Annotated in this window: 25 protein-coding genes; 6 read left to right on the top strand and 19 right to left on the bottom strand. The window is 53.6% G+C overall.

The features are described 5' to 3' along the window. Positions 1–18: 18 nt before the first annotated feature. The 5 genes from sirB1 to hemA are packed head-to-tail and all read right to left on the bottom strand — an operon-like array spanning position 19 to position 4,490. The gene (gene sirB1, locus H5P17_RS17395) at positions 19–828 is read right to left on the bottom strand and encodes an invasion regulator SirB1 (protein WP_044549970.1); all 810 of its coding nucleotides are present in this window, start codon (positions 826–828) and stop codon (positions 19–21) included. Next, on the bottom strand, positions 825–1,223 hold the full coding sequence (locus tag H5P17_RS17390) for a SirB2 family protein (protein ID WP_046373829.1): 399 nt from the start codon (positions 1,221–1,223) through the stop codon (positions 825–827). Before H5P17_RS17390 ends, sirB1 begins: the two co-directional genes overlap by 4 nt. A 51-nt stretch (positions 1,224–1,274) precedes the next feature. Then, entirely contained in the window at positions 1,275–2,111 is an 837-nt protein-coding gene (gene prmC, locus H5P17_RS17385) for a peptide chain release factor N(5)-glutamine methyltransferase (protein ID WP_182824273.1), read from the bottom strand. Continuing rightward, complete coding sequence (prfA, locus tag H5P17_RS17380) at positions 2,111–3,196, bottom strand: peptide chain release factor 1 (RefSeq protein WP_044549967.1); 1,086 nt, start codon at positions 3,194–3,196, stop codon at positions 2,111–2,113. The genes prmC and prfA overlap by 1 nt, the downstream gene beginning before the upstream one ends. Positions 3,197–3,227: 31 nt before the next feature. After that, positions 3,228–4,490 carry a glutamyl-tRNA reductase gene (gene hemA, locus H5P17_RS17375; protein ID WP_044549966.1) on the bottom strand — a complete coding sequence of 421 codons (1,263 nt, stop codon included), beginning with the start codon at positions 4,488–4,490 and terminating at the stop codon, positions 3,228–3,230. Positions 4,491–5,204: 714 nt separating this feature from the next. On the opposite strand from hemA, the gene lolB reads away from it, so the two are divergent. The 3 genes from lolB to prs all read left to right on the top strand — a co-directional run bounded on the left by lolB (position 5,205) and on the right by prs (position 7,812). Next, the gene (lolB, locus tag H5P17_RS17370) at positions 5,205–5,828 is read left to right on the top strand and encodes a lipoprotein insertase outer membrane protein LolB (RefSeq protein WP_020826445.1); all 624 of its coding nucleotides are present in this window, start codon (positions 5,205–5,207) and stop codon (positions 5,826–5,828) included. Next, complete coding sequence (gene ispE / locus H5P17_RS17365) at positions 5,825–6,691, top strand: 4-(cytidine 5'-diphospho)-2-C-methyl-D-erythritol kinase (RefSeq protein ID WP_182824271.1); 867 nt, start codon at positions 5,825–5,827, stop codon at positions 6,689–6,691. The genes lolB and ispE overlap by 4 nt, the downstream gene beginning before the upstream one ends. Positions 6,692–6,864: 173 nt before the next feature. Beyond that, positions 6,865–7,812 carry a ribose-phosphate diphosphokinase gene (gene prs / locus H5P17_RS17360; RefSeq protein ID WP_041414469.1) on the top strand — a complete coding sequence of 316 codons (948 nt, stop codon included), beginning with the start codon at positions 6,865–6,867 and terminating at the stop codon, positions 7,810–7,812. Between the two features lie 185 nt (positions 7,813–7,997). Here prs and ychH read toward each other — a convergent pair whose 3' ends face one another. Then, positions 7,998–8,276, bottom strand: coding sequence for a stress-induced protein YchH (gene ychH / locus H5P17_RS17355; protein WP_044549961.1), 279 nt, complete (start codon positions 8,274–8,276; stop codon positions 7,998–8,000). 313 nt (positions 8,277–8,589) lie between these two features. Here ychH and pth point away from each other — a divergent pair, with 313 nt between their 5' ends. After that, positions 8,590–9,180: an aminoacyl-tRNA hydrolase gene (gene pth / locus H5P17_RS17350; RefSeq protein ID WP_020826441.1), complete on the top strand. Its 591-nt coding sequence runs from the start codon at positions 8,590–8,592 to the stop codon at positions 9,178–9,180. A gap of 39 nt (positions 9,181–9,219) precedes the next feature. Here the strand turns inward: pth and H5P17_RS17345 are convergent, their stop codons facing one another. After that, positions 9,220–10,749: a SulP family inorganic anion transporter gene (locus H5P17_RS17345; RefSeq protein WP_182824269.1), complete on the bottom strand. Its 1,530-nt coding sequence runs from the start codon at positions 10,747–10,749 to the stop codon at positions 9,220–9,222. A gap of 331 nt (positions 10,750–11,080) precedes the next feature. Between H5P17_RS17345 and ychF the strand changes: the two genes are divergently transcribed. After that, positions 11,081–12,172, top strand: a complete 1,092-nt coding sequence (ychF, locus tag H5P17_RS17340) for a redox-regulated ATPase YchF (protein ID WP_020826439.1) — start codon at positions 11,081–11,083, stop codon at positions 12,170–12,172. 443 nt (positions 12,173–12,615) lie between these two features. After that, entirely contained in the window at positions 12,616–13,230 is a 615-nt protein-coding gene (locus H5P17_RS17335) for a Fic family protein (RefSeq protein ID WP_182824267.1), read from the top strand. Here the strand turns inward: H5P17_RS17335 and H5P17_RS17330 are convergent. The 12 genes from H5P17_RS17330 to ebgA all read right to left on the bottom strand — a co-directional run bounded on the left by H5P17_RS17330 (position 13,227) and on the right by ebgA (position 25,492). Then, positions 13,227–13,397: a hypothetical protein gene (locus H5P17_RS17330; protein ID WP_182824259.1), complete on the bottom strand. Its 171-nt coding sequence runs from the start codon at positions 13,395–13,397 to the stop codon at positions 13,227–13,229. The two genes, H5P17_RS17335 and H5P17_RS17330, sit on opposite strands and share 4 nt — an antisense overlap. Positions 13,398–13,504: 107 nt before the next feature. Continuing rightward, positions 13,505–14,029, bottom strand: a complete 525-nt coding sequence (locus H5P17_RS17325; RefSeq protein WP_182824257.1) for a hypothetical protein — start codon at positions 14,027–14,029, stop codon at positions 13,505–13,507. 31 nt (positions 14,030–14,060) lie between these two features. After that, positions 14,061–14,783 (bottom strand): DUF4019 domain-containing protein, encoded by a 723-nt coding sequence (locus tag H5P17_RS17320; RefSeq protein WP_182824255.1) that lies wholly within the window; start codon positions 14,781–14,783, stop codon positions 14,061–14,063. A 344-nt stretch (positions 14,784–15,127) separates the two neighbouring features. After that, on the bottom strand, positions 15,128–15,721 hold the full coding sequence (locus tag H5P17_RS17315; RefSeq protein ID WP_182824254.1) for an ATP-dependent Clp protease proteolytic subunit: 594 nt from the start codon (positions 15,719–15,721) through the stop codon (positions 15,128–15,130). A gap of 41 nt (positions 15,722–15,762) precedes the next feature. Next, the gene (locus H5P17_RS17310) at positions 15,763–16,101 is read right to left on the bottom strand and encodes an SRPBCC domain-containing protein (protein ID WP_182824252.1); all 339 of its coding nucleotides are present in this window, start codon (positions 16,099–16,101) and stop codon (positions 15,763–15,765) included. After that, positions 16,098–16,412 carry a helix-turn-helix transcriptional regulator gene (locus H5P17_RS17305; protein ID WP_182824250.1) on the bottom strand — a complete coding sequence of 105 codons (315 nt, stop codon included), beginning with the start codon at positions 16,410–16,412 and terminating at the stop codon, positions 16,098–16,100. The genes H5P17_RS17310 and H5P17_RS17305 overlap by 4 nt, the downstream gene beginning before the upstream one ends. 81 nt (positions 16,413–16,493) lie before the next feature. Then, on the bottom strand, positions 16,494–17,765 hold the full coding sequence (locus H5P17_RS17300) for a NupC/NupG family nucleoside CNT transporter (protein WP_182824248.1): 1,272 nt from the start codon (positions 17,763–17,765) through the stop codon (positions 16,494–16,496). A gap of 172 nt (positions 17,766–17,937) precedes the next feature. Further along, positions 17,938–18,876 (bottom strand): pseudouridine-5'-phosphate glycosidase, encoded by a 939-nt coding sequence (locus H5P17_RS17295; RefSeq protein WP_182824247.1) that lies wholly within the window; start codon positions 18,874–18,876, stop codon positions 17,938–17,940. Further along, positions 18,873–19,991: a PfkB family carbohydrate kinase gene (locus H5P17_RS17290; RefSeq protein ID WP_182824245.1), complete on the bottom strand. Its 1,119-nt coding sequence runs from the start codon at positions 19,989–19,991 to the stop codon at positions 18,873–18,875. The genes H5P17_RS17295 and H5P17_RS17290 overlap by 4 nt, the downstream gene beginning before the upstream one ends. Positions 19,992–20,404: 413 nt before the next feature. Then, positions 20,405–21,895, bottom strand: a complete 1,491-nt coding sequence (locus H5P17_RS17285; protein ID WP_182824242.1) for an amino acid permease — start codon at positions 21,893–21,895, stop codon at positions 20,405–20,407. 52 nt (positions 21,896–21,947) lie between these two features. After that, positions 21,948–22,400, bottom strand: coding sequence for a beta-galactosidase subunit beta (locus H5P17_RS17280; RefSeq protein ID WP_182824240.1), 453 nt, complete (start codon positions 22,398–22,400; stop codon positions 21,948–21,950). Beyond that, positions 22,397–25,492, bottom strand: coding sequence for a beta-galactosidase subunit alpha (gene ebgA, locus H5P17_RS17275; protein WP_182824238.1), 3,096 nt, complete (start codon positions 25,490–25,492; stop codon positions 22,397–22,399). Before ebgA ends, H5P17_RS17280 begins: the two co-directional genes overlap by 4 nt. Between the last annotated feature and the right edge of the window lie 63 nt (positions 25,493–25,555).

Here is a 25,555-nt window from a genome sequence, read left to right as displayed (position 1 = left end):
CGGGGCATAGTAAATGAATTAATGCAGCGTGACCTGTTTCGGTTCAATCGAGTGGATCTGTACCTTGATCACTTCGCTGACCGGATCCTCAGGACACTGTTCGACAAAATAGTTAAGATCGGAAATCGCGATATGGTTGCATTCCAACTGGGCGTAAATCAGCCCACGGTCACGGATTTCGTAAGGGTCTTCCGGATCGAAGCACAACACCGTTTCGCTGGCGCGCAGCGCCATTTCCATCTGTTTTTCTTCCATCAGGGCGGCTTTCAGCGTATCCAACATCTTACGCACCACCATGACGTTTTCTGACTCATCGAGATCGTCGTCTTCCAACTCGGCGCCCAGACCCAGGTTACCCTTGATCCACACTTCCAGCTGGTGTTCGTTCAGCGTCTCGCCGTTCAAGGGATTGATCAACCACATTTCTTCATCCAGCCAGTCTGCCCGTAGGATCAGTTGAGTTGGGAAAATAACCGGCAGCAGCGGTAAATCCAGATGAGCGGCGATATGCAGGAAAATGGTGCCGAGCGAAACCGGCGTGCCCTGACGACCTTCCAGCACCTTGTCGAGCCAAATAGCGTCGGACAGGCGATATACGCCGCTGGCGCCGCCAAAACCCCAGGTTTTGAAGAACAATTCAATGAGTGCGTCCAGTTGCTGTTCCTGGCTGAGATCCTGCGGCACGGCCGCACGCGCGTCGTCAACCAGCTGTTGCAGCTTACGTTCAACCTCGGCGGCGGGGAAATCACGCCGCACGGACTGCGATACCAGGATCACGCCCTCGCTCAGCAGCGAGGTGTTAAATTCAAAATCAGCAATACTACTCATAAGTATCCCATCAGAAAGGGTATTTTCGTCGTGGCAAGTTTAATTATCAGGTACAAACAGCCCAAGGCCAACACAAACGCCAGTGTGCGCAGGTTCTGGTTTTTAGTCTTCTTGCCCAATGCGACGTAGCCAAGCAGGATATAGATAATAACGCCAAACAGCTTCTCGGTCAGCCACGAGTCCATACCCAGCAACGGATATAACTTGAACATCACGACCAGCGCAATGCCGCTGACGAACAACACCGTATCATTTATATGCGGGGTTATCTTCACCCAACGCTTGTTCATCATAGCCGAATTGCGCCATTTCCAGAAGAAACGCAATACAAACAAGACAATACTGATGGTGACCGTCAACAAATGCAGATGTTTTAACGCCGAGTAGACTGCCATATTGCTTCCTTTTATTGAATCGCTGTGTGCTTCGTTATTGTTGGTTTTCAGTTATTGCTGCGGCCATTGGCCAAAGGTCACGCGATCGTTGCCACCATAATCGCGTCGGGTATCGATCGAAATAAAACCGGCGGCCTGCAGCAGTGCGCGTACGCTTTCTCCCTGCTGCCAGCCGTGTTCAAGCAGGAGCCAACCCTGTGATTGCAGGTGGTGCGGCGCCTGCTGCACGATAGCGGACAAATCGGCCAGCCCCTGCTGTGACGCCACCAGTGCGCTGCTGGGCTCAAAACGTACGTCGCCCTGTGCCAAATGTGGGTCAGCGGCGTCGATATAAGGAGGGTTGCTGGCGATCAGAGCGAAAGTTTCTCCGGCCAGCGGGGCAAACCAACTGCCCTGAAGGAAATGCGCGTTGCCGATCGACAGTTTCTGCGCATTGTGCTGTGCCAGCGCCACCGCTTCCGGCTGTAAATCCACACCGGTCACTTTACAGTCTGGGCGTTCGCTGGCCAATGCCAGGGCGATGGCGCCGGTACCGGTACCGAGATCGAGAAGGGTGCAAGGGGATGGGGGCAAAAGCTCCAGCGCCAACTCCACCAGGCATTCGGTGTCTGGACGCGGGATCAGGGTGGCGGGCGATACCGACAGTGGTAACGACCAAAATTCGCGCTCGCCGATCAGATAAGCCACGGGCTCACCGCGTTCGCGGCGCGCCAGCAGTCTCTCCAACTGCTCCTGCTCTTGCGGCGTCAGCTCGGTTTCGCCAAACGCCATCAGGAAAGTTCTGGCCCGACCGGTCACGAACCCCAGCAGAATTTCCGCATCGCGTCGGGCGCTTTCACTCTGCGTCAGGCGGACAACCGCCGCCTTCAGCCAGGATTGATAGTCCATTACTCCTGCTCAGCGGACAGCGCAGCGAGCTGGTCGGCCTGGTATTCCTGCACAATCGGCTGGATCAGCATGTCGAGTTTGCCTTCCATTACCTCATCCAAACGGTACAACGTCAGGTTGATGCGGTGGTCGGTCACGCGGCCCTGCGGGAAGTTGTAGGTGCGGTTGCGGTCTGAACGATCGCCGCTACCCAACAGGTTGCGACGGGTTGAAGCTTCCGCCTGCTGGCGTTTGGCCATTTCTGCGGCACGGATACGTGCGCCCAACACGGCCATCGCCTTGGCTTTGTTTTTATGCTGCGAACGCTCGTCCTGACACTCCACCACGATGCCGGTCGGCAAGTGAGTAATACGGATCGCTGAGTCAGTGGTGTTAACGTGCTGCCCACCTGCGCCTGAGGAGCGGAAGGTGTCAATTTTCAGATCGCCCGCGTTGATCTCCGGCAGTTCGGCTTCCGGCACCGCCGGCATCACTGCCACAGTACAGGCAGAGGTATGAATACGCCCCTGCGACTCGGTTTCTGGTACGCGCTGCACGCGGTGACCGCCAGATTCAAATTTCAGTTGGCCGAAAACGCCGTCGCCAGAAACCTTGGCAATCACTTCTTTATAGCCGCCGTGTTCACCTTCGTTAGCGCTCATGATCTCGACGCGCCAGCGACGCGTTTCCGCATAACGGCTGTACATACGGAACAGATCGCCGGCGAAAATCGCCGCTTCGTCGCCGCCGGTACCGGCGCGCACTTCCAGGAAGCAATCGCGCTCATCATCCGGATCTTTCGGCAACAGCAGCAGTTGCAATTGCTGCTCCAGTTCTTCCGTAGCGGCCTTGGCGTCTTTCAGCTCTTCCTGCGCCATTTCGCGCATTTCCGGGTCATCCAGCATCATTTCTGCCGTGGCCAGATCGTCTTGCACCTTACGCCATTCCAGGAAACAGCGGCTGACATCGGTCAACTGTGCATATTCGCGCGACAGCGCGCGGAACCGATCCTGCTCGGCAATAACGCCGGCATCGCCGAGCAGCGCCTGCACTTCTTCATGGCGCTCTTGTAACGCTTCCAGTTTGGCAACAATAGAAGGCTTCATGCGTGGTATTAAACCCTGTTAAAAGAGAAAACTAATGCTGATCCAGCCCGAGGCTGTCGCGTAATAATTGCAACCGCTCCACGTCGCCATCGCCGGCGGCCTGCTGGAGGGATTTGGTAGGGGCATGAATAAGACGATTGGTCAGCCGATGGGCCAGCTCGTGGATAACCTGCTCCACGTCGGCGCCCTGCGCAATCGCGGCCAGGGCTTTGGCTTCCATTTCCGCACGGATCTGATCGGCCTGCGAGCGGTAGTCGCGGATAGTTTCCACTGCGCCCTGTGAGCGCAGCCAGGCCATAAAGTTGGTGCTTTCCTGCTGGACGATCGTTTCCGCCTGCACCGCCGCGGCTTTGCGCTGCGCCAGGTTGCTTTGAATGATCGCGTGCAGATCGTCCACGCTGTACAGATAGGCGTTGGCCAGCTTGCCCACTTCCGGTTCGATATCACGCGGTACGGCGATATCCACCAGCAGCATCGGCTGGTTGCGACGCGCTTTCAGCGCGCGCTCCACCATCCCTTTACCGATGATCGGCAGCGGGCTGGCGGTAGAACTGATGATGATATCGGCGTCAGCAAGGCGTTCGTCTATTTCCGGCAGTGTGATCACTTCCGCGCCGACTTCGTCCGCCAGCAGTTGCGCACGTTCGCGGGTACGGTTGGCAATAATCATATGCCGTACCTTGTGCTCGCGCAGATGACGCGCCACCAGTTCAATGGTTTCACCCGCGCCCACCAGCAGCACGTTCAATTCGGCAAGAGACTCGAAGATTTGGCGCGCCAACGTACAGGCGGCAAAGGCCACAGACACCGCGCTGGCGCCGATTTCAGTTTCGGTACGCACGCGTTTGGCGACAGAGAAGGATTTCTGGAACAGGCGTTCAAGCTCACCGGAAAGCGACTGGCCGCGTTGCGATTCGGCAAAGGCTTTTTTCACCTGGCCGAGGATCTGCGGTTCACCCAACACCAGCGAATCCAGCCCGCTGGCTACGCGCATCAGATGGCTGACGGCGTCGTTGCCATGGTGCCAATACAGGCTTTTGCTCACTTCTTCCGGGCGCAGATGGTGGTACTCACACAGCCAGGCAACCAGCTGTTCATGAATATGTTCCTGTTGTTCCACGCTAAGATAAAGTTCGGTGCGGTTACAGGTAGACAACACGACACCGCCCTGCACCAACGGTTGTTGGAGCAAGCTGGTAAGCGCCTGTTCGATAGACTCTGGGGAGAAGGTCACCCTTTCACGCAGAGAAACCGGAGCGGTTTTGTGATTTATACCTAACGCCAGCAGGGTCATTGCTTCGAGTAATACTTCTTTTGGTACGGGTTCTCGTTGAACGGCATTCTACTTGATGCGCGGGCTCAATAAAAGTAACAACCGCATCTTCCGTTCAATCGCTGAAATAGTCAGCATCAATCGATAAATCACTAATAAATACAGCGAGATGACGTATGATTCGACGACATAACATACTGAATTTTAGTGCAGTATGCGATATTCCGCACGGTATTCAGCAATAACGATAACCCCTAAGCCGCCAGGCGACGATCAAATATCCGGCGTTTACCAACCTAAAGTGCCGCAACGAAAGGTGGGATCCAAAAGAAAAGAGACCTGCTGACAAAAAACATGCTTCGCCTGAAGATAAAAAAATGCCGCGCCCGCGATGCATAGCAGCGAAATAACGATCCGTACTGACAGCTTCATGACCTTCCCTTCTCCCCGGCGATAAACTTTTGCAGCATACCGATGGCAACCTCAACTAAAGGCCAACGGCCTTCAGACCGGCCGAAGAGATATTCTTATGCCCGCAGCGGCAGGGTTGGGCGATTGTGTTAATCTTATCTGCAAACGCAGCGCATAACCCCGAGCCAACGGCGGTGACAAAGCCGGGCAGATTCAACGCGATGCAGCAAAAAATTGACGCGCCGGCGCTGCCCCGCTAGCGTAAACGCTGATACCAAGGTCTCGCTGTGCGTGCCCGTAAGGACAAAAGGACAAGAGAAAGTTATGCCAATCCGCAAAGTTAGTTTGCTACGCCTGATCCCGCTGGCCAGCCTGGTGCTGGCTGCCTGTACCACCACCAAACCCAGCGGCCCGGCCACCAGCCCGACATCACCGCAATGGCGCGCCCATGAGCAAGCGGTGCAGCAGCTTGAGCAGTACCAGACCCGGGGCTCTTTCGCTTACCTGTCAGATCAGAAAAAAGTCTACGCGCGCTTCTTCTGGCAGCAGTATTCGTCGGATCGCTACCGCCTGCTGCTGACCAACCCGCTTGGCAGCACCGAGCTTGATCTCAACGTGCAGAAAAATGTGGTGCAGTTGACCGACAATCAGGGCAAGCGCTATGTCAGCGACAATGCCGAAGAGATGATCCGCAAACTGACCGGTATGGCAATCCCGCTGGATAACCTGCGCCAATGGATGCTCGGCCTGCCGGGGGAAGCCAACGACTTCAAGCTGGATGATCAGTATCGCCTGAACTCGCTGACCTACCAGCAAGGCGGCCAGACCTGGACCGTCGACTACCAGGACTACAACAACAGCCTGCAACCGCAGTTGCCAAGCCGACTGGAGCTGAAACAGGGTGACCAGCGCATCAAACTGAAAATGGATAATTGGACGCTCAAATGATCCGTCAGTGGCCATCGCCAGCTAAACTAAATTTGTTTTTATACATTACCGGCCAACGTGAAGACGGCTATCACCTGTTGCAGACGCTGTTTCAGTTTCTGGATTACGGCGACACGCTGACCATCGATGTGCGACAGGATGACCGTATTCACCTGCTGACCCCGGTGGCGGGCGTGCCGGATGAAGAAAACCTTATTGTCCGCGCCGCACGTCTGCTGCAACAGTATTGCGATCGCCATGGGCTGGATACCGCGCCACGCGGCGCCGACATCAGCATCGAAAAGCGGCTGCCGATGGGCGGCGGGCTGGGCGGTGGCTCCTCCAACGCCGCTACGGTACTGGTTGCGCTGAATGAACTGTGGCGCTGCGGTTTGAGCGACGACCAGCTTGCTGAAATGGGGCTGGCGCTCGGTGCCGACGTCCCTGTCTTCGTGCGTGGCCATGCGGCGTTCGCCGAAGGCATCGGTGAACGTTTGCAGCCGGCCAACCCGCAGGAAAAATGGTATCTGGTGGCGCATCCGGGGGTCAGCATCCCTACCCCGGCGATTTTCGGCGATGCGGAATTAAAAAGAGACACCCCGGTTCGTCCGTTAAGTGTGCTGTTACAGGCAACTTACGCAAATGATTGCGAACCTATAGCAAGAAAACGTTTTCGCGAGGTTGAACAGCTTGTTTCTTGGCTGTTAGAATACGCGCCGTCACGCCTGACTGGCACAGGTGCTTGTGTGTTTGCTGAATTCGACACAGAAACCGCCGCCCGTCAGGTGTTAAATCAAGCCCCGGAGTGGATACGTGGTTTTGTAGCGCGTGGCGTTAACGTCTCTCCACTACATCGCATCCGTTCCGGGCAGATGAAACCGTAGTTCTCGTTTCGCTGCGCAGGGTCATTCACACCTGGCCCTGTAATCCCTGCGCCGCTTCGGTTTCACGTTGTTTTTTTACACACCCGTATGATATTGCGCCGGCGTCGCTAACTGCCCCTTAGCGAAGGCCGAATGACAATATCTTCTCTGGACGCATGCCTGAGGTTCTTCTCGTGCCTGATATGAAGCTTTTTGCTGGTAACGCCACCCCGGAACTAGCACAACGTATTGCCAACCGTTTGTACACCAGCCTTGGTGACGCCGCTGTAGGTCGTTTTAGCGACGGCGAAGTGAGCGTGCAAATCAACGAAAATGTACGCGGCGGTGATATTTTCATCATCCAGTCCACCTGTGCCCCTACCAACGACAACCTGATGGAACTGGTCGTTATGGTAGATGCCCTGCGTCGCGCCTCCGCAGGTCGTATTACTGCTGTTATCCCTTACTTCGGTTATGCCCGCCAGGATCGCCGCGTGCGTTCTGCTCGTGTGCCAATCACGGCCAAAGTTGTAGCCGATTTCCTCTCCAGTGTAGGGGTTGACCGCGTTTTGACGGTGGATCTGCACGCTGAACAGATCCAAGGCTTCTTCGATGTTCCGGTAGATAACGTGTTCGGTAGCCCGATCCTGCTGGAAGACATGCTGCAACAGAATCTGGAGAACCCAATCGTGGTTTCCCCAGACATCGGCGGCGTAGTGCGCGCCCGCGCTATCGCCAAACTGCTGAACGATACCGATATGGCTATCATCGATAAACGCCGCCCGCGCGCGAACGTTTCTCAGGTGATGCACATCATTGGTGACGTAGCAGGCCGTGACTGTGTGCTGGTTGACGATATGATCGATACCGGCGGTACCTTATGTAAAGCGGCTGAAGCGTTGAAAGAACGCGGTGCCAAGCGCGTATTTGCCTACGCGACGCACCCGATCTTCTCCGGTAACGCCGTGGAAAACATCCGCAACTCGGTAATTGATGAAGTGATTGTCTGCGACACCATTCCGCTGTCTCCAGAAATCAAAGCACTGAAAAACGTACGTACTCTGACGCTGTCTGGCATGCTGGCTGAAGCCATCCGCCGTATCAGCAACGAAGAGTCAATTTCTGCGATGTTCGAGCATTAATCAGTTCTCTTTTCGGTGCGGCGCCCTGCCGTACCGAAGGGATTGATGGCCCGAAAGCAGAAAAAGAAAAACCCGTTGGTGCATCTGCAGCAACGGGTTTTCTACGGGTAGTCAAACATGACCTTAAGCCTTAATGCGCGGCACGACTCCTTTGCCGTAATACCTGCTCCCTTCTCTCTTTCTAATCAATGCGACGAACGATGATGATCGTTGCGGCAACGTTTATCAAAGTGTTTTACCCACCAGTAACGATCCGCTACCTGCTCACGACCGCCAATACGCGCACCTACCAACCACAACAACGCCCCCACGAAGATACTCATGATTGCGCCATGGGCGAAAAACTGCGGCAGGTTGAACTTGGAAACTTCAGCAATAATGGAGTATCCGACGCCGCCGATCATCACGACCAGGCCCAGCCCCATAAAAAAGTTGCCCATTCTGTCCGCGTTTCTACGTTTCATATGCCACCTCCATAGTGCCATGTGCCAACCGGGATAACTCTCTAACTGATTAACCCACTTTGATTAGTTAAGTATAGTCTCAGGTTGGACAGGGTGATTGCGGAGACGATCACAAATGGTAAAGAAAACATGACAAAACTTTACCAGAATGAGTCTATTAGCGATCAAATTGAATGATTCCGCTAATGAATTATTCTCTTTTCTGTATATAGTTTCGTCAATGCACGAACGGGCATATCAGGATTTTGTCATTCATGGCGTCGACAGGTAGACTATTGCCCTTTCCATTATATCGATCATAGCGAATCTCCCAGTGAGCAGTATTAAATTGATAGTCGGCCTGGCGAATCCGGGCGCTGAATACGCGCAGACGCGGCACAACGCCGGCGCCTGGTACGTCGATTTACTGGCCCAGCGCCATAACCAGCAGCTAAAAGAAGAGAGCAAATTCTTCGGCTACACCGCCCGACTGAACCTGGCCGGTAACGACGTGCGGCTGTTGGTGCCTACCACCTTTATGAACCTCAGCGGCAAAGCGGTATTGGCGATGGCCAATTTCTATCGCATCGAGCCGGACGAGATCCTGGTGGCGCATGACGAGCTGGATATTCCCCCTGGCGTTGCCAAGATCAAACTGGGCGGCGGCAACGGTGGCCACAACGGGCTGAAGGATATTCAGAACAAGTTTGGCAATAACCCGAATTTCTATCGCTTGCGTATCGGCATTGGCCATCCGGGCGATAAAAACAAAGTGGTGGGTTTCGTACTCGGCAAGCCGCCGGCCAGCGAGCAAAAAATGATTGATGAAGCGATCGATGAAGCCGCACGCTGTACGGAAGTGCTGCTGACTGACGGGTTGGAAAAAACCGTTCGTCGCCTGCACAGCTTCAAGGCGCAGGCCTGATAAACGTTGCAGCGGGCATCGTGCCCGCTGCTGTCGTGCTTAGGTACGTAGTTTGAAGGTTTCTTCGCCGACGTTAGCGTCATCGGTTTGGTAACCTTCTTCCGCCACGTAATATTGCGGATCGTCCAGTTCATGGCTGCAAAACGGGCCGGCCTGTTTCAACAGGCGTACACAGTCACCGCTCAGATGACGTAGCCGAATGATTTTCCCCGCCGCCAGATAGCGCGCCGTCAGCTTATCAATCGCCTCCACGCCGCTGGAATCCATCACCCGGGTACCGGCAAAATCCAGCACCACATTTTGCGGATCGTTTTTGGGTTCGAACAGTTCGGCAAAGGCCGTGGCAGACCCGAAGAACAGCGGCCCGTCCAGCTGATACACCGCCACCTCTCCTTCCACCCGATGCTGACGCACGCGAATACGTGCCTGCTGCCAGGCAAATACCAGCGCCGAAATGATCACCCCGCTGATCACCGCCATCGCCAGATCGGTAAAGATGGTAATCAGGGTCACCAGCAACATCACCAGCGCATCCGCTTTCGGCATCCGGCGCAGACGGCGCAGCGAGCTCCATTCAAATGTGTTGTAACACACCACCAGCATCACCCCGGCCAGCGCCGCCACCGGCAGCAGGCCGATATAGCCCGACAGGCTGACCACAAACAGGATCAGCAGTATCGCGCCAACCACGCCGGAAATGCGCCCACGCCCGCCTGAAGTGAAGTTGATGATCGACTGGCCAATCATTGCGCAACCGGCGAAACAACCAAACAGGCCACAAACCGCGTTGCCGGCCCCCTGAGCGATGCTCTCGCGGTTGCCGTTGCCTTTCTTGCCGCCCATTTCATCCAGCACCGTCATGGTAAGCAGCGATTCGATCAACCCTACCAGCGCAATCACCAATGCGTATGGCAGTACCACTTTCAGCATGTCCAGGGTAAAAGGCGCCATCGGCAGGCTAAAGTGCGGTAATGCCCCGGAAATGTCCGCCAGATCGCCGACCCGTAGCGTTTGCAGGTTAAAGCCGATTGCCAGCGCAGATACCACGATTAGCGCTGCCAGCGACGCGGGGATAACGCGCGTCAACCGTGGGAAGAACACAACCACCAGGATCGCCAGCGCCACCAGCCCATACATCAGCGGCCCCTGCCCGGCAATCATATGCAGTTGCGCCAGCATAATGACAATCGCCAGCCCGTTCACGAAGCCGTGAACCGCGGGCAGCGGCACCAGTCGGATAAATTTGCCCAGGCGGAAAATACCGATCAGGATTTGGATAACGCCGGCAAAAATCGTCGCCCACAGCACGTACCCCATGCCGTACTGCGCCGCCAGGCTCATCAGCACCACCACGATTGAACCGGCCGCACCCGACACCATACCCGGCTTACCGCCAAACAGCGCGGTGACCAGCCCGATAATAAAAGCGGTGTGCAATCCGACGATCGGAGAAAGCCCGGCAACCAGCGAAAAGCCAACCGCTTCCGGGATCATGGAAACGGCCACCACAAAGCCCGCCAGCACCTCGTTCTTGACGGCCGACAGCCTGAAATTGTTCAGGTTAAACATGGATTATTCACTTCTGACAGATAAAACACATTCCCGCAGCACGGGAACCAAGGCCGCAGGGCGCGGCAAACCTCAGGAGGGGGAGAGCTTAGGGTGGACTGGGCAAGAAGGACATCCGGCACGTTTCCTGTAGGTTAATCAGAAGTGTCAGTATGTGTAAATGTGATCTAAATCTCAATCAAAAACCGGCAATGCGTGGCCATTTACCCATCACACACAGCCAGATCGAGAAAAACGGCCATTACGTGTATAATGGCGCCATTATTTCGTCCTTTATGCAGCGGGTTAAACCTAACCGGCTGATAGTTAAGATATTTAAGGTGATAACAACATGGGATTCAAATGCGGTATCGTCGGCCTGCCTAACGTAGGCAAATCCACCCTGTTCAACGCGTTGACCAAAGCGGGTATCGAAGCAGCCAACTTCCCGTTCTGCACCATTGAACCTAACACCGGTGTGGTACCGATGCCCGATCCGCGTCTGGACCAGCTGGCCGAGATCGTCAAGCCACAGCGTATCCTGCCGACCACCATGGAATTCGTCGACATCGCCGGCCTGGTCAAGGGCGCATCCAAAGGTGAAGGCCTGGGTAACCAGTTCCTGACCAACATCCGCGAAACCGAAGCGATTGGCCACGTGGTTCGCTGCTTCGAAAACGACAACATCATCCACGTTAACAACAAAGTTGACCCGGCTGACGACATCGACGTCATCAATACCGAACTGGCGCTGTCGGATCTCGACACCTGCGAACGCGCGATCCACCGCGTGCAGAAGAAAGCCAAAGGCGGCGACAAAGACGCGAAAGCAGAACTGGCAGCCCTGGAAAAATGCCTGCCACAGCTGGAAAACGCCGGCATGCTGCGCGCACTTGATCTGTCCGAAGAAGACAAGGCGGCCATCCGCTACCTGAGCTTCCTGACGCTGAAGCCAACCATGTACATCGCCAACGTCAACGAAGACGGTTTCGAGAACAACCCGTACCTGGACAAAGTGCGTGAAATCGCTGCGGGCGAGGGTTCGGTTGTGGTTGCCGTGTGCGCCGCGGTAGAATCCGACATCGCCGAGCTGGAGGACGAAGATCGCGAAGAATTCATGGCCGAACTGGGCCTGGAAGAGCCGGGCCTGAACCGCGTGATCCGCGCCGGTTACGAGCTGCTGAACCTGCAGACCTACTTCACCGCCGGTGTGAAAGAAGTCCGCGCCTGGACCATCCCGGTCGGCGCTACCGCCCCGCAGGCAGCCGGCAAGATCCACACCGACTTCGAAAAAGGCTTTATCCGCGCACAGACTATCGCTTTTGAAGACTTCATCACCTACAAGGGTGAACAAGGAGCCAAAGAAGCCGGCAAGATGCGTTCAGAAGGTAAAGACTACATCGTTAAAGACGGCGACGTGATGAACTTCTTGTTTAACGTCTAAATAAAATCTGTTGTCTCGTGAGGCTTCATTGGGCTTCATGACAACGATAAAACTCTAAAAAATCCACGCTATTGCGTGGATTTTTTATTTCATAGAATCTTAACTCATAAGCGCGTAAGCAAGTCGCAGAAAGAATCAACCCGGCGCAGGCTCGTCAGCTAGATAAGATCCGTAACATCCAGAACATATCAAACACCTTTGAGCTTATCGCCAAAGAGTGGTTGCAGATGAATGGGTAGGAAGCATATACAGCAATATTGATGTTTCTTAAACCATAATGCATTGGCATTTACATCTTGATAAGTAAGTATTTTTTGTTAGTAACAAGAAAAAGCCACACTTCAACCTACATTTTGTTAACTATCTGATTTTACGATTATTGTTACAATCCTCACTGAACGTTATACTTTCACCTCAACCAGTCACCATTATCGAGCATACTCATGAGCCGATACGACGTTTCCGGCAACGAAGGCCAATATGAGAAAGAGTCTGGCGAGCAGGTTTTGGCCAATAAGCTGGGTATTGCAGCTTCCGATGAGATAGATGAGGCTGAACTTGTCCTATTAGAACAACTCTACCAGTCTGTTTTTGAAGAACAGTTTCCGGAAGGGCAACTCAGCGTAGCTCTCCTAAAAAGCTGGCACCGCCGCTGGTTAGGTAACATCTACGAATGGGCTGGACAGGAAAGAACGGTGAATATCTGCAAGGGTGGTTTTATGTTTGCACCCTCAGCACAATTGTCAAAATTGCTGGATGAATTCGACACCAAGTATCTTGCGCATTACACCCCATGTAGCAGCATGAACGAAGAACAACTCATCACCGCTATCGCCATAATTCATGTCGAGCTGATACTTATCCATCCATTCAGAGAGGGAAACGGGCGCTTGTCGCGACTTTTAGCCGATGTGATGGCAGTTCAGGCTGGTTTTAAACCACTGGATTATCAAAGCTGGGAGCAGAACAAAACCCAGTATATCTCGGCTATTCATGCAGGCATGTCAATGGACTACGAGCCGATGAAACACTGGGTCAGTAAGGGATTAAGGAATTAAGCAAGGCGAAGATGTGCGAACTTCTTGCGTGCGGCTTCAAGCGAGGCTTCGATGCTAGCTGAGGGTTGTCCGGTTTCTACGGCCGTTGATGTCGCCACAGAACGAATAATGTCCGAGCGAGAAGGTTTAGCATAAGTTGCATGCTCTTTTTTTCTGTTATTGGTCATTAAACCCTCTCTACATCCAATGCAGTTACGCAAGAAACAATTATACAAACAGTGTACCAAAACTTTGAAACAACATCACGTTCCTCTGGAGTCACCCTGCCCCCATTTTAGCAACTATTCATTTTTTGAATACGAACAAAGGATCCAGGACGACCATTCAAATCCTGCGGAGGTATCATAGTCTGGTATATCTGATAGCCTGCTTGAATAGCATCTGAGTCCCCCACCTGACGTAGATATTTTACAGCAGCGCAATCCGCATCAAGTTCCGACTCATAACTGAGTGTTGGCAATGTCTGGGGAGGTGCACTGTACTGGGCAAGAACATGACCACGAAAGTGATGAGCATACTCGTGCGCGCGAATGAATCGGAAAGCTGGTGAGCCAATACCACCAAAACGCTCTATCCAGACGCTATCGTATAAAATCACTGGCTGCCCCCTATAGAGGGTAGCTAAACCGGAAAAACCTTGTCCGTTGCCCGGCTCAAGTATCTCGGTTATCTGCCCGACCCCCGGTAAGGGGCCGAGGTTGAGGATCTGCTGAGCAGGGATGCTGTATGAGGCAACTAGCAGGCTTGCCCCTATAGTCACTCCTTTTAACACTGAAAAACGTCTCGTGCTCTTATGCATAACTCCTCCGAAGAAGTACTTTTTTATAAACTCACCGTTTATTAGGGGTCACTCCCGTTGAAATTGGGCTTGGTATTATGGGTCCTGTGCATGGAATAGGACTTATACTCACATTGTGGCCAAAAACATGCCAATTTTTATCCTCGTCTGAACGTACGGATACGGATTCCTGACGACAACCATCAGAAAACTTCGTTCTAAATGAAATGACACGATAAATCCCTGCGGGGTAACCCGGTGGATCAATAATCATATCACTGCCTAACGGAGGAGTTCGCTCAATGACCTCACCATGAATATATCTTCCATTCTCATAGGCTGACTTAAAAAGATTTTTATCAGCTGCACTGGTGATTTTCGCATATTGGTCCAAAGATTCCCAAGCCTTGTCAAGGTGACCATCATCAATGTTTTTCAAATACTCTGAGAGGACTGAAGTGGTGTCTTTTTGTGTGGCCACAATATCTATAGCGGTTTTAACGATCTTGGGTTGATTGATTATAACTAAAACCAACACGGCCAACGCACCTCCAGACTTAATATACGGGAGTTCTACATTGAGTACTCCGGGAATAACGGCCGCAAATCCAGCCCCCGCCAGAGCCATAATAATGACAATCACCCAGCGAGCCATTTCACTGAGATCTTTTACAAATATGACTAAACCAAGAATGACAGATAAAAAAACAACACCAAAAACAAAGGCGAGTAAAACATTAATATTTACACCGCCAATAATTCTAGATCTGGCCATTTGACATCTCCCTCAAGGGGATTCATCTGCTATTCGGGCAGGAGTTGACTTCTCATTTAAAACCATAGCTCCGAGCAAACAATAATGCAAATAACAACGCTTATATAATTGACAATCAATTTTTTTTAAAAGTAGTTTTATCATTTAGATGAATATTATTTTTATTACGGTGCCAATAGCCCCGCGCACATCACTGAATGTACCCTGGCTAACTTTGGGCTCTTAAAAATGGCCGTAAATATCAAGCTATTCAATCTTGATCATTATTACCGTACTCAGTAATAAGACCCCACGCTAGGCTTGCAGAAAACGCAAAATTTTCGACCTGAATCATTCTCTCACTCTCAGCGAGCCCTTAACACCCTATCCACCAGCCCCCATTCCACCGCTTGGTCGGCGCTCATAAAGCGATCGCGATCGAGCGCACGCTCAACCTCTTCGTAGCTGCGACCACAGTGTTCGGCGTACAGGCGGATCACGGTGTGCTTGGTGCGTTTCATCTCTTCGGCGTGGATAAGGATATCTGACGCTTGCCCCTGAAAACCGCCCAGTGGCTGGTGCACATGCAGGCTGGCATTGGGCAGCGCCATGCGGTGGCCGGCTTCTCCCGCCATCAGCAGGAATGACCCCATCGAGCGAGCGGTGCCCATACACAATGTATGCACCGGCGCGTTGATGTACTGCATGGTGTCGTAGATGGCGAAGCCGCTGGTGATCACCCCGCCCGGTGAGTTGATATATAAATTTATGGGTTTTTCCGGGTTTTCAGCTTCAAGAAACAGCAGTTGAGCACAGAGCATCTCTGCCACCTGATCGTTGACCTCCCCATTGAGGAAAACGATGCGATCACGCAGCAGCCGCGAATAAATGTCGAACGAGCGTTCTCCCTGGCTGGTCTGTTCTACCACCATCGGGACCAGCAGCATCGATTCACGCATCGGTGAACTCCTGTTTTCAGATTGGAATGATGAGTTGAGCGTCAGGCAGCGCGCATCAGGTGCAATCCACCGTCGTTCGCGGCCGTCAACCTGGCGTCGTCGAGTCGGTGAATGACGCGTAATAGGCTTCCGCCGTCGGCGGCGGGCAGAATTTGCAAAGTCACGGTGCTCTCAAGGTACGGCGGCCGATCATCACGCATCCGGTAGCTGATTGCTTCGCCCGGCGTTATCGCTACCGGTTCGATATCGGCCAGTTCAGCATTCGGTAACCATTGTTCGCGCAATGCCGGGATCCCCATAGCCCGCCAGACTTTCTCTGGCGGCGCATCGAGTTGATACTCCAGCACCAGCGGCGGCAGCTGGGCGTCGGTCAGGTTCATTGATCCATGTCCTTTAGCAAAACGTTCAGGCTGTCGATGCGTGCCGGCCAGAAGGCGCGGTACCTGTCCAGCCATTGCGCGATAACCGCCAACCCTTGCGGGTCAATCTGATAATTGACGAAACGGCCCTGCCGCGCCTCGCACACCAGGCCCGCCTGCCGCAACACGGCCAGGTGTTGAGACATCGCCGACTGGCTGATCGACATGCCTTCACGCAGTGCGCTGGCATTCATGCCGCCAGCGGCCAGTTTTTCGAAGATGCTGCGCCGGGTGGGATCCGCCAGCGCTTTGAAGAGGTCATTTTCATTCATGACTATACATTAGTATTCACTTATCTAATGCGCAAGTTTAGCGCGGAAAATAATCACACTCACGCCAAAGAAAGGGCGTGATCATAGCGTCACGCTCAAAGCGCCAAGACCGATAAACAACCCGGCGATGGTGGCGCTCATCAGGTTAGACAAGGTGGCGGCCAGCAGCGCGCGCAGGCCCAGGCTGGCAATATCCGAAGCGCGTTCCGGTGCTACCGCGCTGAACGCCCCCACCACCACGGCGATCGAGCCAAAGTTGGCGAACCCGCACAGCGCGAAAGAGATGACGGCGATGGTTTTAGGATCGAGCACCGCGACGCTGTCTTTGAGATAGGTTGAAAAATTCACGTAAGCGACGAATTCGTTGATCGCCAGCTTCTGGCCAATCAGCCCGCCGACCACCCCTGCGTTATCCCAGCTAACCCCCATGATGTAAGCCAAAGGCGAGAACAAATAACCGAACAGCCTTTCCAGGCTAAGCTGTTGCCAGCCCAACAGGCCGCCGACCCCGCCGATCAGGCCATTGATCAGCGCAATTAACGCCACAAAGGCCATTACCACAGTAGCGACGCCCACGGCAATTTTCAGCCCGAGCATCGCGCCGCTGGCCGCGGCTTCGATAATGCTAGCCGGGCGTTTTTCACTGAACGCCATCTGGCTGAACTCGACCTGCGACGCCTCGGTTGCCGGGCTGAGCATACGTGCGAACAGAATGCCGCCGGGGATCGCCATCAACGACGCCGCCAGCAGATATTCAATCGGTACGCCAAGGCCGGCATAACCCACCAGCATCGATCCGGCGATCGACGCCATTCCGCTGCAAATCACGGTAAAGAGCTCATTTCGGCTCATCTTGTTGATAAAAGGCTTAAGCACCGCGGGCAGTTCGTTTTGGCCTAAAAAGATGGTGGTCACCGCGGCAAAAGCCTCAACCTTGCTGATCCTCAGCATCTTTTGGAATACATAACCCAGCAGGTTAATCATCCACCCCATCACCCCAAGGTAATAGAGAATCGAAATCAGTGCGGTAATAAAAATAATGGCCGGCAGAACATGAAAAGCAAAAACAAAGCCTGCGCCGTCAAACAAGACATTCATTTTCGGGCCGACCAATCCGCCAAAAATAAATGAGCTACCGGCATCGCTGTACGAAATCACCTTATTGACCCCGCCGGCAATGGCATTAACCACCCATTTACCGGCGGGCACATACAACATTACTGCACCAAGCAGCACCTGCAGTATTAATGCGCTGCACACGGTTCTCAGACTGATTCTTTTGCGGTTGTTGGAAAAAATAAAAGCAATAAGGAGAAGAATACAGATACCTGACAGGCTGCGTAGTAAGTCCATAAATCCATCCCTTAATTCCCGTGGTATTTCAGCCGTAGCTGAAAATTCATTGGGTATGTAAATGTACCTGTCCTGAAAGGTGAAAAGGGCAAAGCACTCCCCTCCACCTTTCAGGCTGGCGTTTTTATTTAATGTTGTTTATAGGGTAAAACTTAAGGAATAACGCGTCGTCTCAGGCGGCGGCCTCCTGATAACAGCAGGCAATTTGCGCAGCCAGCCTGGCGTTGTTAAACACCAGTTGAATATTGGCGGTCAGGCTGTCGCCCCCGGTCAATTCAGCCACTCTGGCCAGCAAAAATGGCGTGCTATCCTTGCCCTGAACCCCCTGTTCCACCGATTCCCGCACTGCCCGCTCGATGGCGGCATTAATTTTTTCCTCAGGCACCGCATACTGCACCGGGATTGGGTTGGCAATCACCATGCCGCCATCCAGGCCGGTCTGCCATTTGGTGGCCATGGCGCGGGCAATCTCCTCCGGGGCATCCAGCTGAATGCTGACCCTGAAGGGGCTGGTACGGCAAAAGAAGGCCGGCAGCGTTTGGGTCTGGTAGCCGATCAGCGGTACGCCGTGGGTTTCGAGGTATTCGGTGGTCAGCCCCAAATCCAAAATAGACTTGGCACCGGCGCAGATCACCGCGACATTGGTGCGTGCCAGCTCCTGCAGATCCGCCGAGATATCAAACGTGTGCTCTGCGCCGCGGTGCACGCCGCCGATGCCACCGGTGGCAAAGACGTGAATGCCCGCCATCTCGGCAATAATCATGGTTGACGCCACGGTGGTCGCCCCGTGTTTACCGGCGGCGACGATGAACGGCAGATCGCGACGGCTCACTTTCGCCACCTTATGGCCCTCTTTACCCAGCAGCTCTATTTCCTCACGGCTTAATCCCGCCTTCATGCGGCCGTTAATGATGGCGATGGTCGCGGGCACCGCGCCGTGATCGCGGATCTTTTGTTCCACTTCCAGCGCCGTCTGCGCGTTCTGTGGGTACGGCATACCGTGAGAAATGATGGTGGATTCCAGAGCCACAACCGGGCGTTTGTGGGCCAAAGCCTCGGCCACCTCCGGCGAAATGTCCAGATAGTCATGGGAAATCATTTTATTTTTCATGCTTGTAGCTCCAACAGTTTTTGTACGCTGCCATTCGACAGGTTCGGGTTATTGGTAAATTCGGATGCCAGCGTCAATGCCGAGCAGCCCTGCGCAAAACGAATGCTATCCGCCAGCGTCATATCTTCCAGCCAGCAATGGGCCAGGCCCGCCATCATGGCGTCGCCGGCGCCGGTCACATTGACGATGTCGACGACCAGCGGCTGCGACCAGCCTTTTTGCCCATCAATTTCGCTGTAATAAACACCGGCCGCCCCCATGCTGAGTGCCAGGCGTTGCACCCCTTGCTGATGGAACCACTTGGCTACCGTCGGCGCATCCTGCGGCCCGTGGATCGCCATACCGCTGAGGATTTCGGCTTCAAGGCGATTGGGTTTGAGCGTATGGATGTGCGAGAGCCAACGGCGGATTTTGGGCGCTTTAAATGCCGATACGGTGTCAACAAACACTGGCACGCTACCGGAGTGCCCGAATAGCCAGGCCAGTGCATCCTCGGTCAGGTTGCAGTCAACCACCAACACGCCCGCATGCATGATCAACTCTTTGGACGTGGCCAATAACGCCGGCGTGAGTTTCTCGAGGATACGCATGTCGTTAATCGCCACCAGCATTTCGCCGCTGTTATCGAGTAAGGAGACATAGGTCGAGGTATTTTCACCGTGCAATTTATGGAAGCTGTCGACATGGACCCCCGCCAGCTTTGCCTGTTCGAATAAGGTTTCGCCATAGAAGTCGTCACCGACGACGGAAATAAGGTGGCACTCCCGGCCTAATAAGGCGACATTCTGCGCAATATTTCTGCCCACCCCGCCGGGCGTACATTTTATTTTCCCCGGATTGGAATCCTCATACACTAATTTAGATGAGGCATAACCGCAGACATCCATATTGGTGGAACCTACGGTTACCACATAGCTGTGCTCCGACAATATATAACCCTTACCCTTTATATATCCTTTATTCATTAAATTCATAATATGTCCGGCGACACCAGAGCGGCTAATACCTAAAACATCGGCAATTTCCTGCTGTGGGATCAAAGGATCACGTCTCAGAAGCTGCAATATCTGTTTTTCTCTGCTGGTCATATTGGACACTTGTTTGTTTTTAAACATACGTTTGTTTTATATCGGGCATGAAAAACAGTAAAGTGAGATTAAAGGCTTTAGCGAGGATTTGGGAAGAAGATCGTAAGATGAATGAACCGAATTTCAGCGTTAATTCTGTGATGTCCATCAAATAATAAAGTCGGTTTTATCCTTAAAAAAGAGTCAAAAATAATCATTGGCTGCGACACAGCATTTTATTCTTATAATAATCTTAATAAAACAAGTGGATAGAGTTTTCCGAGACACAACCTAACATTTGTTGGGTTAACCGAACTTTACCCTTTTCTGATGGAGTTTAGGCAACCCGTGTTATCACCGAAAAGAGACGGCTTTCACATTTGTATTGAAAGGAAGCCGCGTTATGGAAACTCAATGCCCCTCAGCGAATGCCGAGGGGCGTGGATGAATCACTAATGCGTTTACAAAGGGGTACAGCCCAGATCGCCATTTGGGGTCTTTTTACCCTCCTGCGACTCCAGCGCAATCCTCGCTAATGGCGTGTCCTCATCATACCGGGCTTGCGCGTCCAGGCTCTTCGAATAGCGGTTGTATTTCCACCAGGCGTAGCCGAGGAACACCACCAGGCCCCCGACGTTATAAAACACAATGGTCATGATACTGGCGCCGGTCGGGAAGGTTGACGCGATAAAGCCCACGGTGAAAATGACAATCAGCGTGCTGACAATCGCAATCCCCTGCAGCCGGGAGCCCATTTTAAAATCACGCTCCACGCGATCGTACTTCAAACGCAGGTTTAGATAGGCCAGCATGATGAACAGCGGCGGTAACATCGAAGCGGCGGCGGTCATATTAATCAGCGTATTCATTAACTCCTGCACGCTGTCGGAACCCAACGTCGGGATCAGCATCAGCGGGATGACGATAAAGAACTGCAGCCAGGCGGCACGGGTTGGCACGCCATGCTGATTCAACCGAATGGTCTTCTCGCCAAAGATGCCTTTAGGGATCTCGGTGAAGAAGATTTTGACCGGTGCGGCGGTCCACATCAGCAAAGAGCCAAACATGGCGGTAAAGGAAACCAGCCCCACGAAACGGTTCATCAGCACCGCCGGCAGGCCAAAGTGCGCCGATAGGCCTTCGAACACCTGCACCGTGCCACCGGTAAAGTGCAAATCGGCACGGCTAACGAACACGTTAAGCAGCAAGGACGCTACCGAATACAGCACGCCAATCACCAGCCCCGAGATGACTATCACCTTAACAAAGGAGCGGCTGCCGCCCTTGACGTCGTTGACGTACACCGCAACCGACTCTGCCCCGCCCGCGGCCTGAAAAATCCAGGCGGTGATGCCGAGGAAGGCCCAGTTAAAGCTTGGGGTCATGGCTTCTACGGTGATCGGGTTAGCCGGTTCTATACCGCCAATCACCGCCGCGCCGGCCAGAATGATGTAGGAAAACGTCAGTAACAGCATCAACGATGAGGTCACCGAGGTCATCGGGCCCAGCAGTTTGGCTCCGCTGTTTGAGATATAGGTCGAAAATGCGAACAGGAAAATGCTGATGATCGCGGTAGTTAATGGCGTAAAGACGTAGTCATACCCTAAAAACGCGTAGGAAGCGTAGGCGATGACCCTCGGCAACAGCGCGGTGAAGAAGAATAAATTCACGAACCAGTAGGTATAGGCGGTCATAAATGCCCAGCGCCCGCCTAAAGCGCTTTTTACCCAAGCGTATACCCCCGCCTCAGAGTTTTTATTCAACGAGACGAACTCGGCAATGATCAGGCAGAAAGGAATAAAATAGATAATGGTCGCCACCAGGAATACCGGGGCGGATGCGATGCCAAGCTGGATATTATTATTTATCACATTATTGAAGCTGAACACTGCCGCGAACGTCATCGCCAGCAGGCCAAACTTGCCGATAGTATTTCTATTCGACACAGCCATAGACACTCTCCGAAATTTGTAGGGTACTTATATTTGGAATAAGAGATTGCCGCTATTTATTCACAAAATAGCTGTCTTCGACGGTCACTTTTAAAATGACTTTTTTTACCTGGTGACTCTCTTTAAATCGGTGCGCCTGATGGTTCTCAAAAATAACCACGTTGCCCTCGCCTACGCGGTGTATTTCCCCCTGCCCGTTGAAAAATTCTCGGTCGGTTTCATCCTGATAGGCCACTACCGAAGTCAGTTCGCTTTTATCGGCAACCTCAATGATCTCCTGGCCGGCCAGGTAATAGTGCAGATCAAAATAGCGGCGATTTCCCTCCAACTCACTACGCTGTTGCCCAGGGCCGGACGTCAGTCGGTAGACCAGCGAGTCGCCGACCGAATGAAAGACATTCGGCTTGATATTATTAATATTATTGATGGCCTCCATGCAGCGTAGCCATTTTTTCCCTGAGCGGTAAATGCGCTGAAACTCCGCTAATGATTCGACAATAATCATGAGTTCGCCTTTTCTGACTGAGCGTTATTATTGACCGGCGCGTAATTAAATTCGGCCAGCTTCTCTGCCTGGGTTTCCTGCCGATTGAAAGGCACCAGCGTAAAGCCGTAGCTGAACGGCGACAGATAAACCCGATACGAATCCAACACCTCCGATCCCCAGGAGTTGGAACCAAGGCCCAGAATTTGATCGTCAAGGTTTAACGTCAGGTAATCGCTTTCTTGCAGCTCGTTAATGTGCTGAGCCTGATGCAGCATGTCGGCGCTATAAGGCCACAGGCTGAAATTGATCGGGCGTCGCGGCTGAATAAAGATCCCTTTGCCTTCGCCATCCTGCAGGCTCAGCCAACGGACCTCCTGGCGGTTGCCGTTATCCTGCGGGAACGGGTAGTGTTCAAACAGCTCGCCCACCCGCTGCTGATAATGGCCGATCAGGTTGGCCTGGCAGCTGTCCTGATAGTTTTCACCCGGCCCACGGCCATAGTATTCCACCTGTTCAAAGCGGCGGCTGAGGCCGAAATCCAGCCCAATCTTCGGAATGACCTGTTGGAAGTCGCCGTAAGGCGCGCCCGACAGATCCAGGCTGACATGCCCCAGCGGCGATATCTGCCAGCGGTAACGGCAGCGCATGCCGAAATCGAACACCGGCGGTGCAATCAGGGTGCAAACCTCAATCACCAGATCATCGCCCTGCCGTTCCCAGTGCAGACTGCGGAAGTGATGCTGCATAATCTGCAGGTGGTGCGGATGCCAAATCCCTTCGTACTCTTGCTTATGGTTATCGATCACCGGTTTGAAGAAGGAAAGGTGTGGTGCACGCCCCACCACCTCGTCCCCCGCCACCAGCCAAGAGAGCAGCTCACCGCTCAGATGCGAGAAAGACAGGCTGAAATTGTCGCCGCTGACCACCAACCGGTGGTTTTCGTCATGGCATTGCAGCGGCGAAGCGCGTTTATCTACCGGCGGCGCAATGAGTGTCGGTGCAGCAGGTTGCAACAGATGCTGATACTGGCCAAGCAAATCGCCGCTTTCGCTGTATCGGGTGGCGCTGTCTTTATACACGGCTACGTCAATAAAGGTTTCTTGCGTGCCCAGCGCCAGCTCAGGAAGATGCAGCTCTTCAGACTCGCCCGGCTGCAGGTGCGGCAGCTTGATGTCGTAACTGGCCAGTTGACGCCCCCCGGCCTTCACGCTGACGACCAGCGTAATATCGGCCAATGAACTGAACCAGTAGCGGTTTTTAACCCGCAGCACCGGCCTCCCCTTGCCTGCGCCGCTGACCTCTACCGGGCACAGCACCTGCTTATATTCACGCAGGCCAGGACCGGGGCGCTGATCCGGGTAGATCAGGCCATCCATGCAGAAGTTATAGTTATTCGGGTAATCGCCGTAATCCCCACCGTACTGATAGCGTTCACGCCCCTGCGCGTCATGACTCAGCAAACCGTGATCGCACCACTCCCAGATGTAATGCCCCTGAAGGCTGGCATGGCGGTTAAACACCGACTGATACTCGAACAGGCCTCCCGGCCCATTGCCCATGGCATGAGCGTATTCACACAAAATGCGAGGTTTGGCATGGGGATACTCGCCAAAGGCATTCATCATCGCCACCCGCGAATACATGGTGCTGATCACATCGACCACTTCCGCATCGCGGTCTTCTTCGTAATGCACCAGGCGAGTGGGATCCAGCGCCTTACAACGTTTGGCCATAGCGCGGATGTTGCAGCCATAGCCGGACTCGTTGCCCAGCGACCAGATAATGATTGAAGGGTGGTTTTTTTGCGCCATCACATGACGCTCAATACGCTCGACGTAGGCGTTTTCCCAGCGAGGATCGTCGGTGATGCGGCTAATATCGCCGACGTTAGCGAAACCGTGGCTTTCCAGATCGGTTTCCGCCATCACAAACAGGCCGTAGATATCGCACAACTCATAAAAGCGCGGATCGTTCGGGTAGTGGGCGGTTCGCACCGAGTTGATGTTGTGTTGTTTCATCAACACGATGTCACGCTCCACCCGCGCCATATCAACCGCGCGCCCTTTGCGATGATCGTGATCGTGGCGGTTCACGCCATGCAGCTTCAAATAACGTCCGTTGACGTAGAACAGCCCCTCACGCACGCCGATCTCACGGAACCCGACTCGCTGCGGCACCACCGACACCAGATTACCGGCGTTGTCGTACAGGCTGAGCAGCAATTGATACAGATACGGGTTTTCCGCATTCCACTGCTGCGGCTGGCTGACCGGGATCTCGAATCGGCAGCGGGCGCTGGCCCCGATACTGAGCTCATTTTCCCAGCGTTCGGCGACGCAGTCTTCACCGTCAAAAAGCTGAGCCTGCAGGCGATAACCGCTTGCCACGGCCGGGTTCAGGTTGCCAAGCTCGACATCCAGCGCCAGCACTGCATTGCAATACTGTTCATCGAAGCGAGTAACCAGCGTGAGATCGTGAATATGGGTGCGTTGTTGACCGATCAGATAAACGTCGCGGAAGATGCCGGCCATCCACCACATGTCCTGATCTTCAATATACGTCGAGTCGGCCCACTGCATGACGCGAACGGACAGCAGGTTTTCGCCCGCTTTCACATAGTCGCTAAGATCAAACTCGGCGGACAAACGGCTGCCTTTGCTGAAACCGACATAGCGACCGTTGAGATACACCTCAAAGTAGGTTTCCACGCCGTCAAACTTGATGATGACCTGCTGATCTGCCCAGTCGTCGCCAAGCGTAAACTGACGTTGATAGGCGCCGGTGGGGTTGTTGGTCGGCACGTAAGGCACGTCGATCGGGAAGGGATAGCCTTCATCGGTATACTGCAGTTGGCCGTGACCTTCCATCTGCCACATGCCCGGTACCGTGATGTCGCCCCAATCCGCCATCGGCTGGCTATAGAACGCGGCCGGCACCCGATCGGGGTGTTCGAAGTAACGAAACTGCCAACGGCCGCTCAGCAGTTGAAATGCCGCACTGGCGTTGCGATCAAAGCTTAATGCCTGCGTGGCATTCCGATAGCTGAAGAAGCTCGCTCGCGGCGGTAAGCGATTCTCTGATTGTTTTTCTATGTTTTCCCAATGATTCACGTCACGTCTCCCGACAACTTTCAATGGGAGAACGATAGTAAATATTTAGTAAAAACTACAGAT

This window comes from Serratia sp. OS31, from assembly GCF_014164835.1.
GTDB classification, from domain to species: Bacteria; Pseudomonadota; Gammaproteobacteria; order Enterobacterales; family Enterobacteriaceae; genus Serratia; species Serratia liquefaciens_A.
The sequence above is the reverse complement of the archived record's forward strand: the minus strand, read 5'-3'. Positions and strand labels throughout refer to the sequence as shown.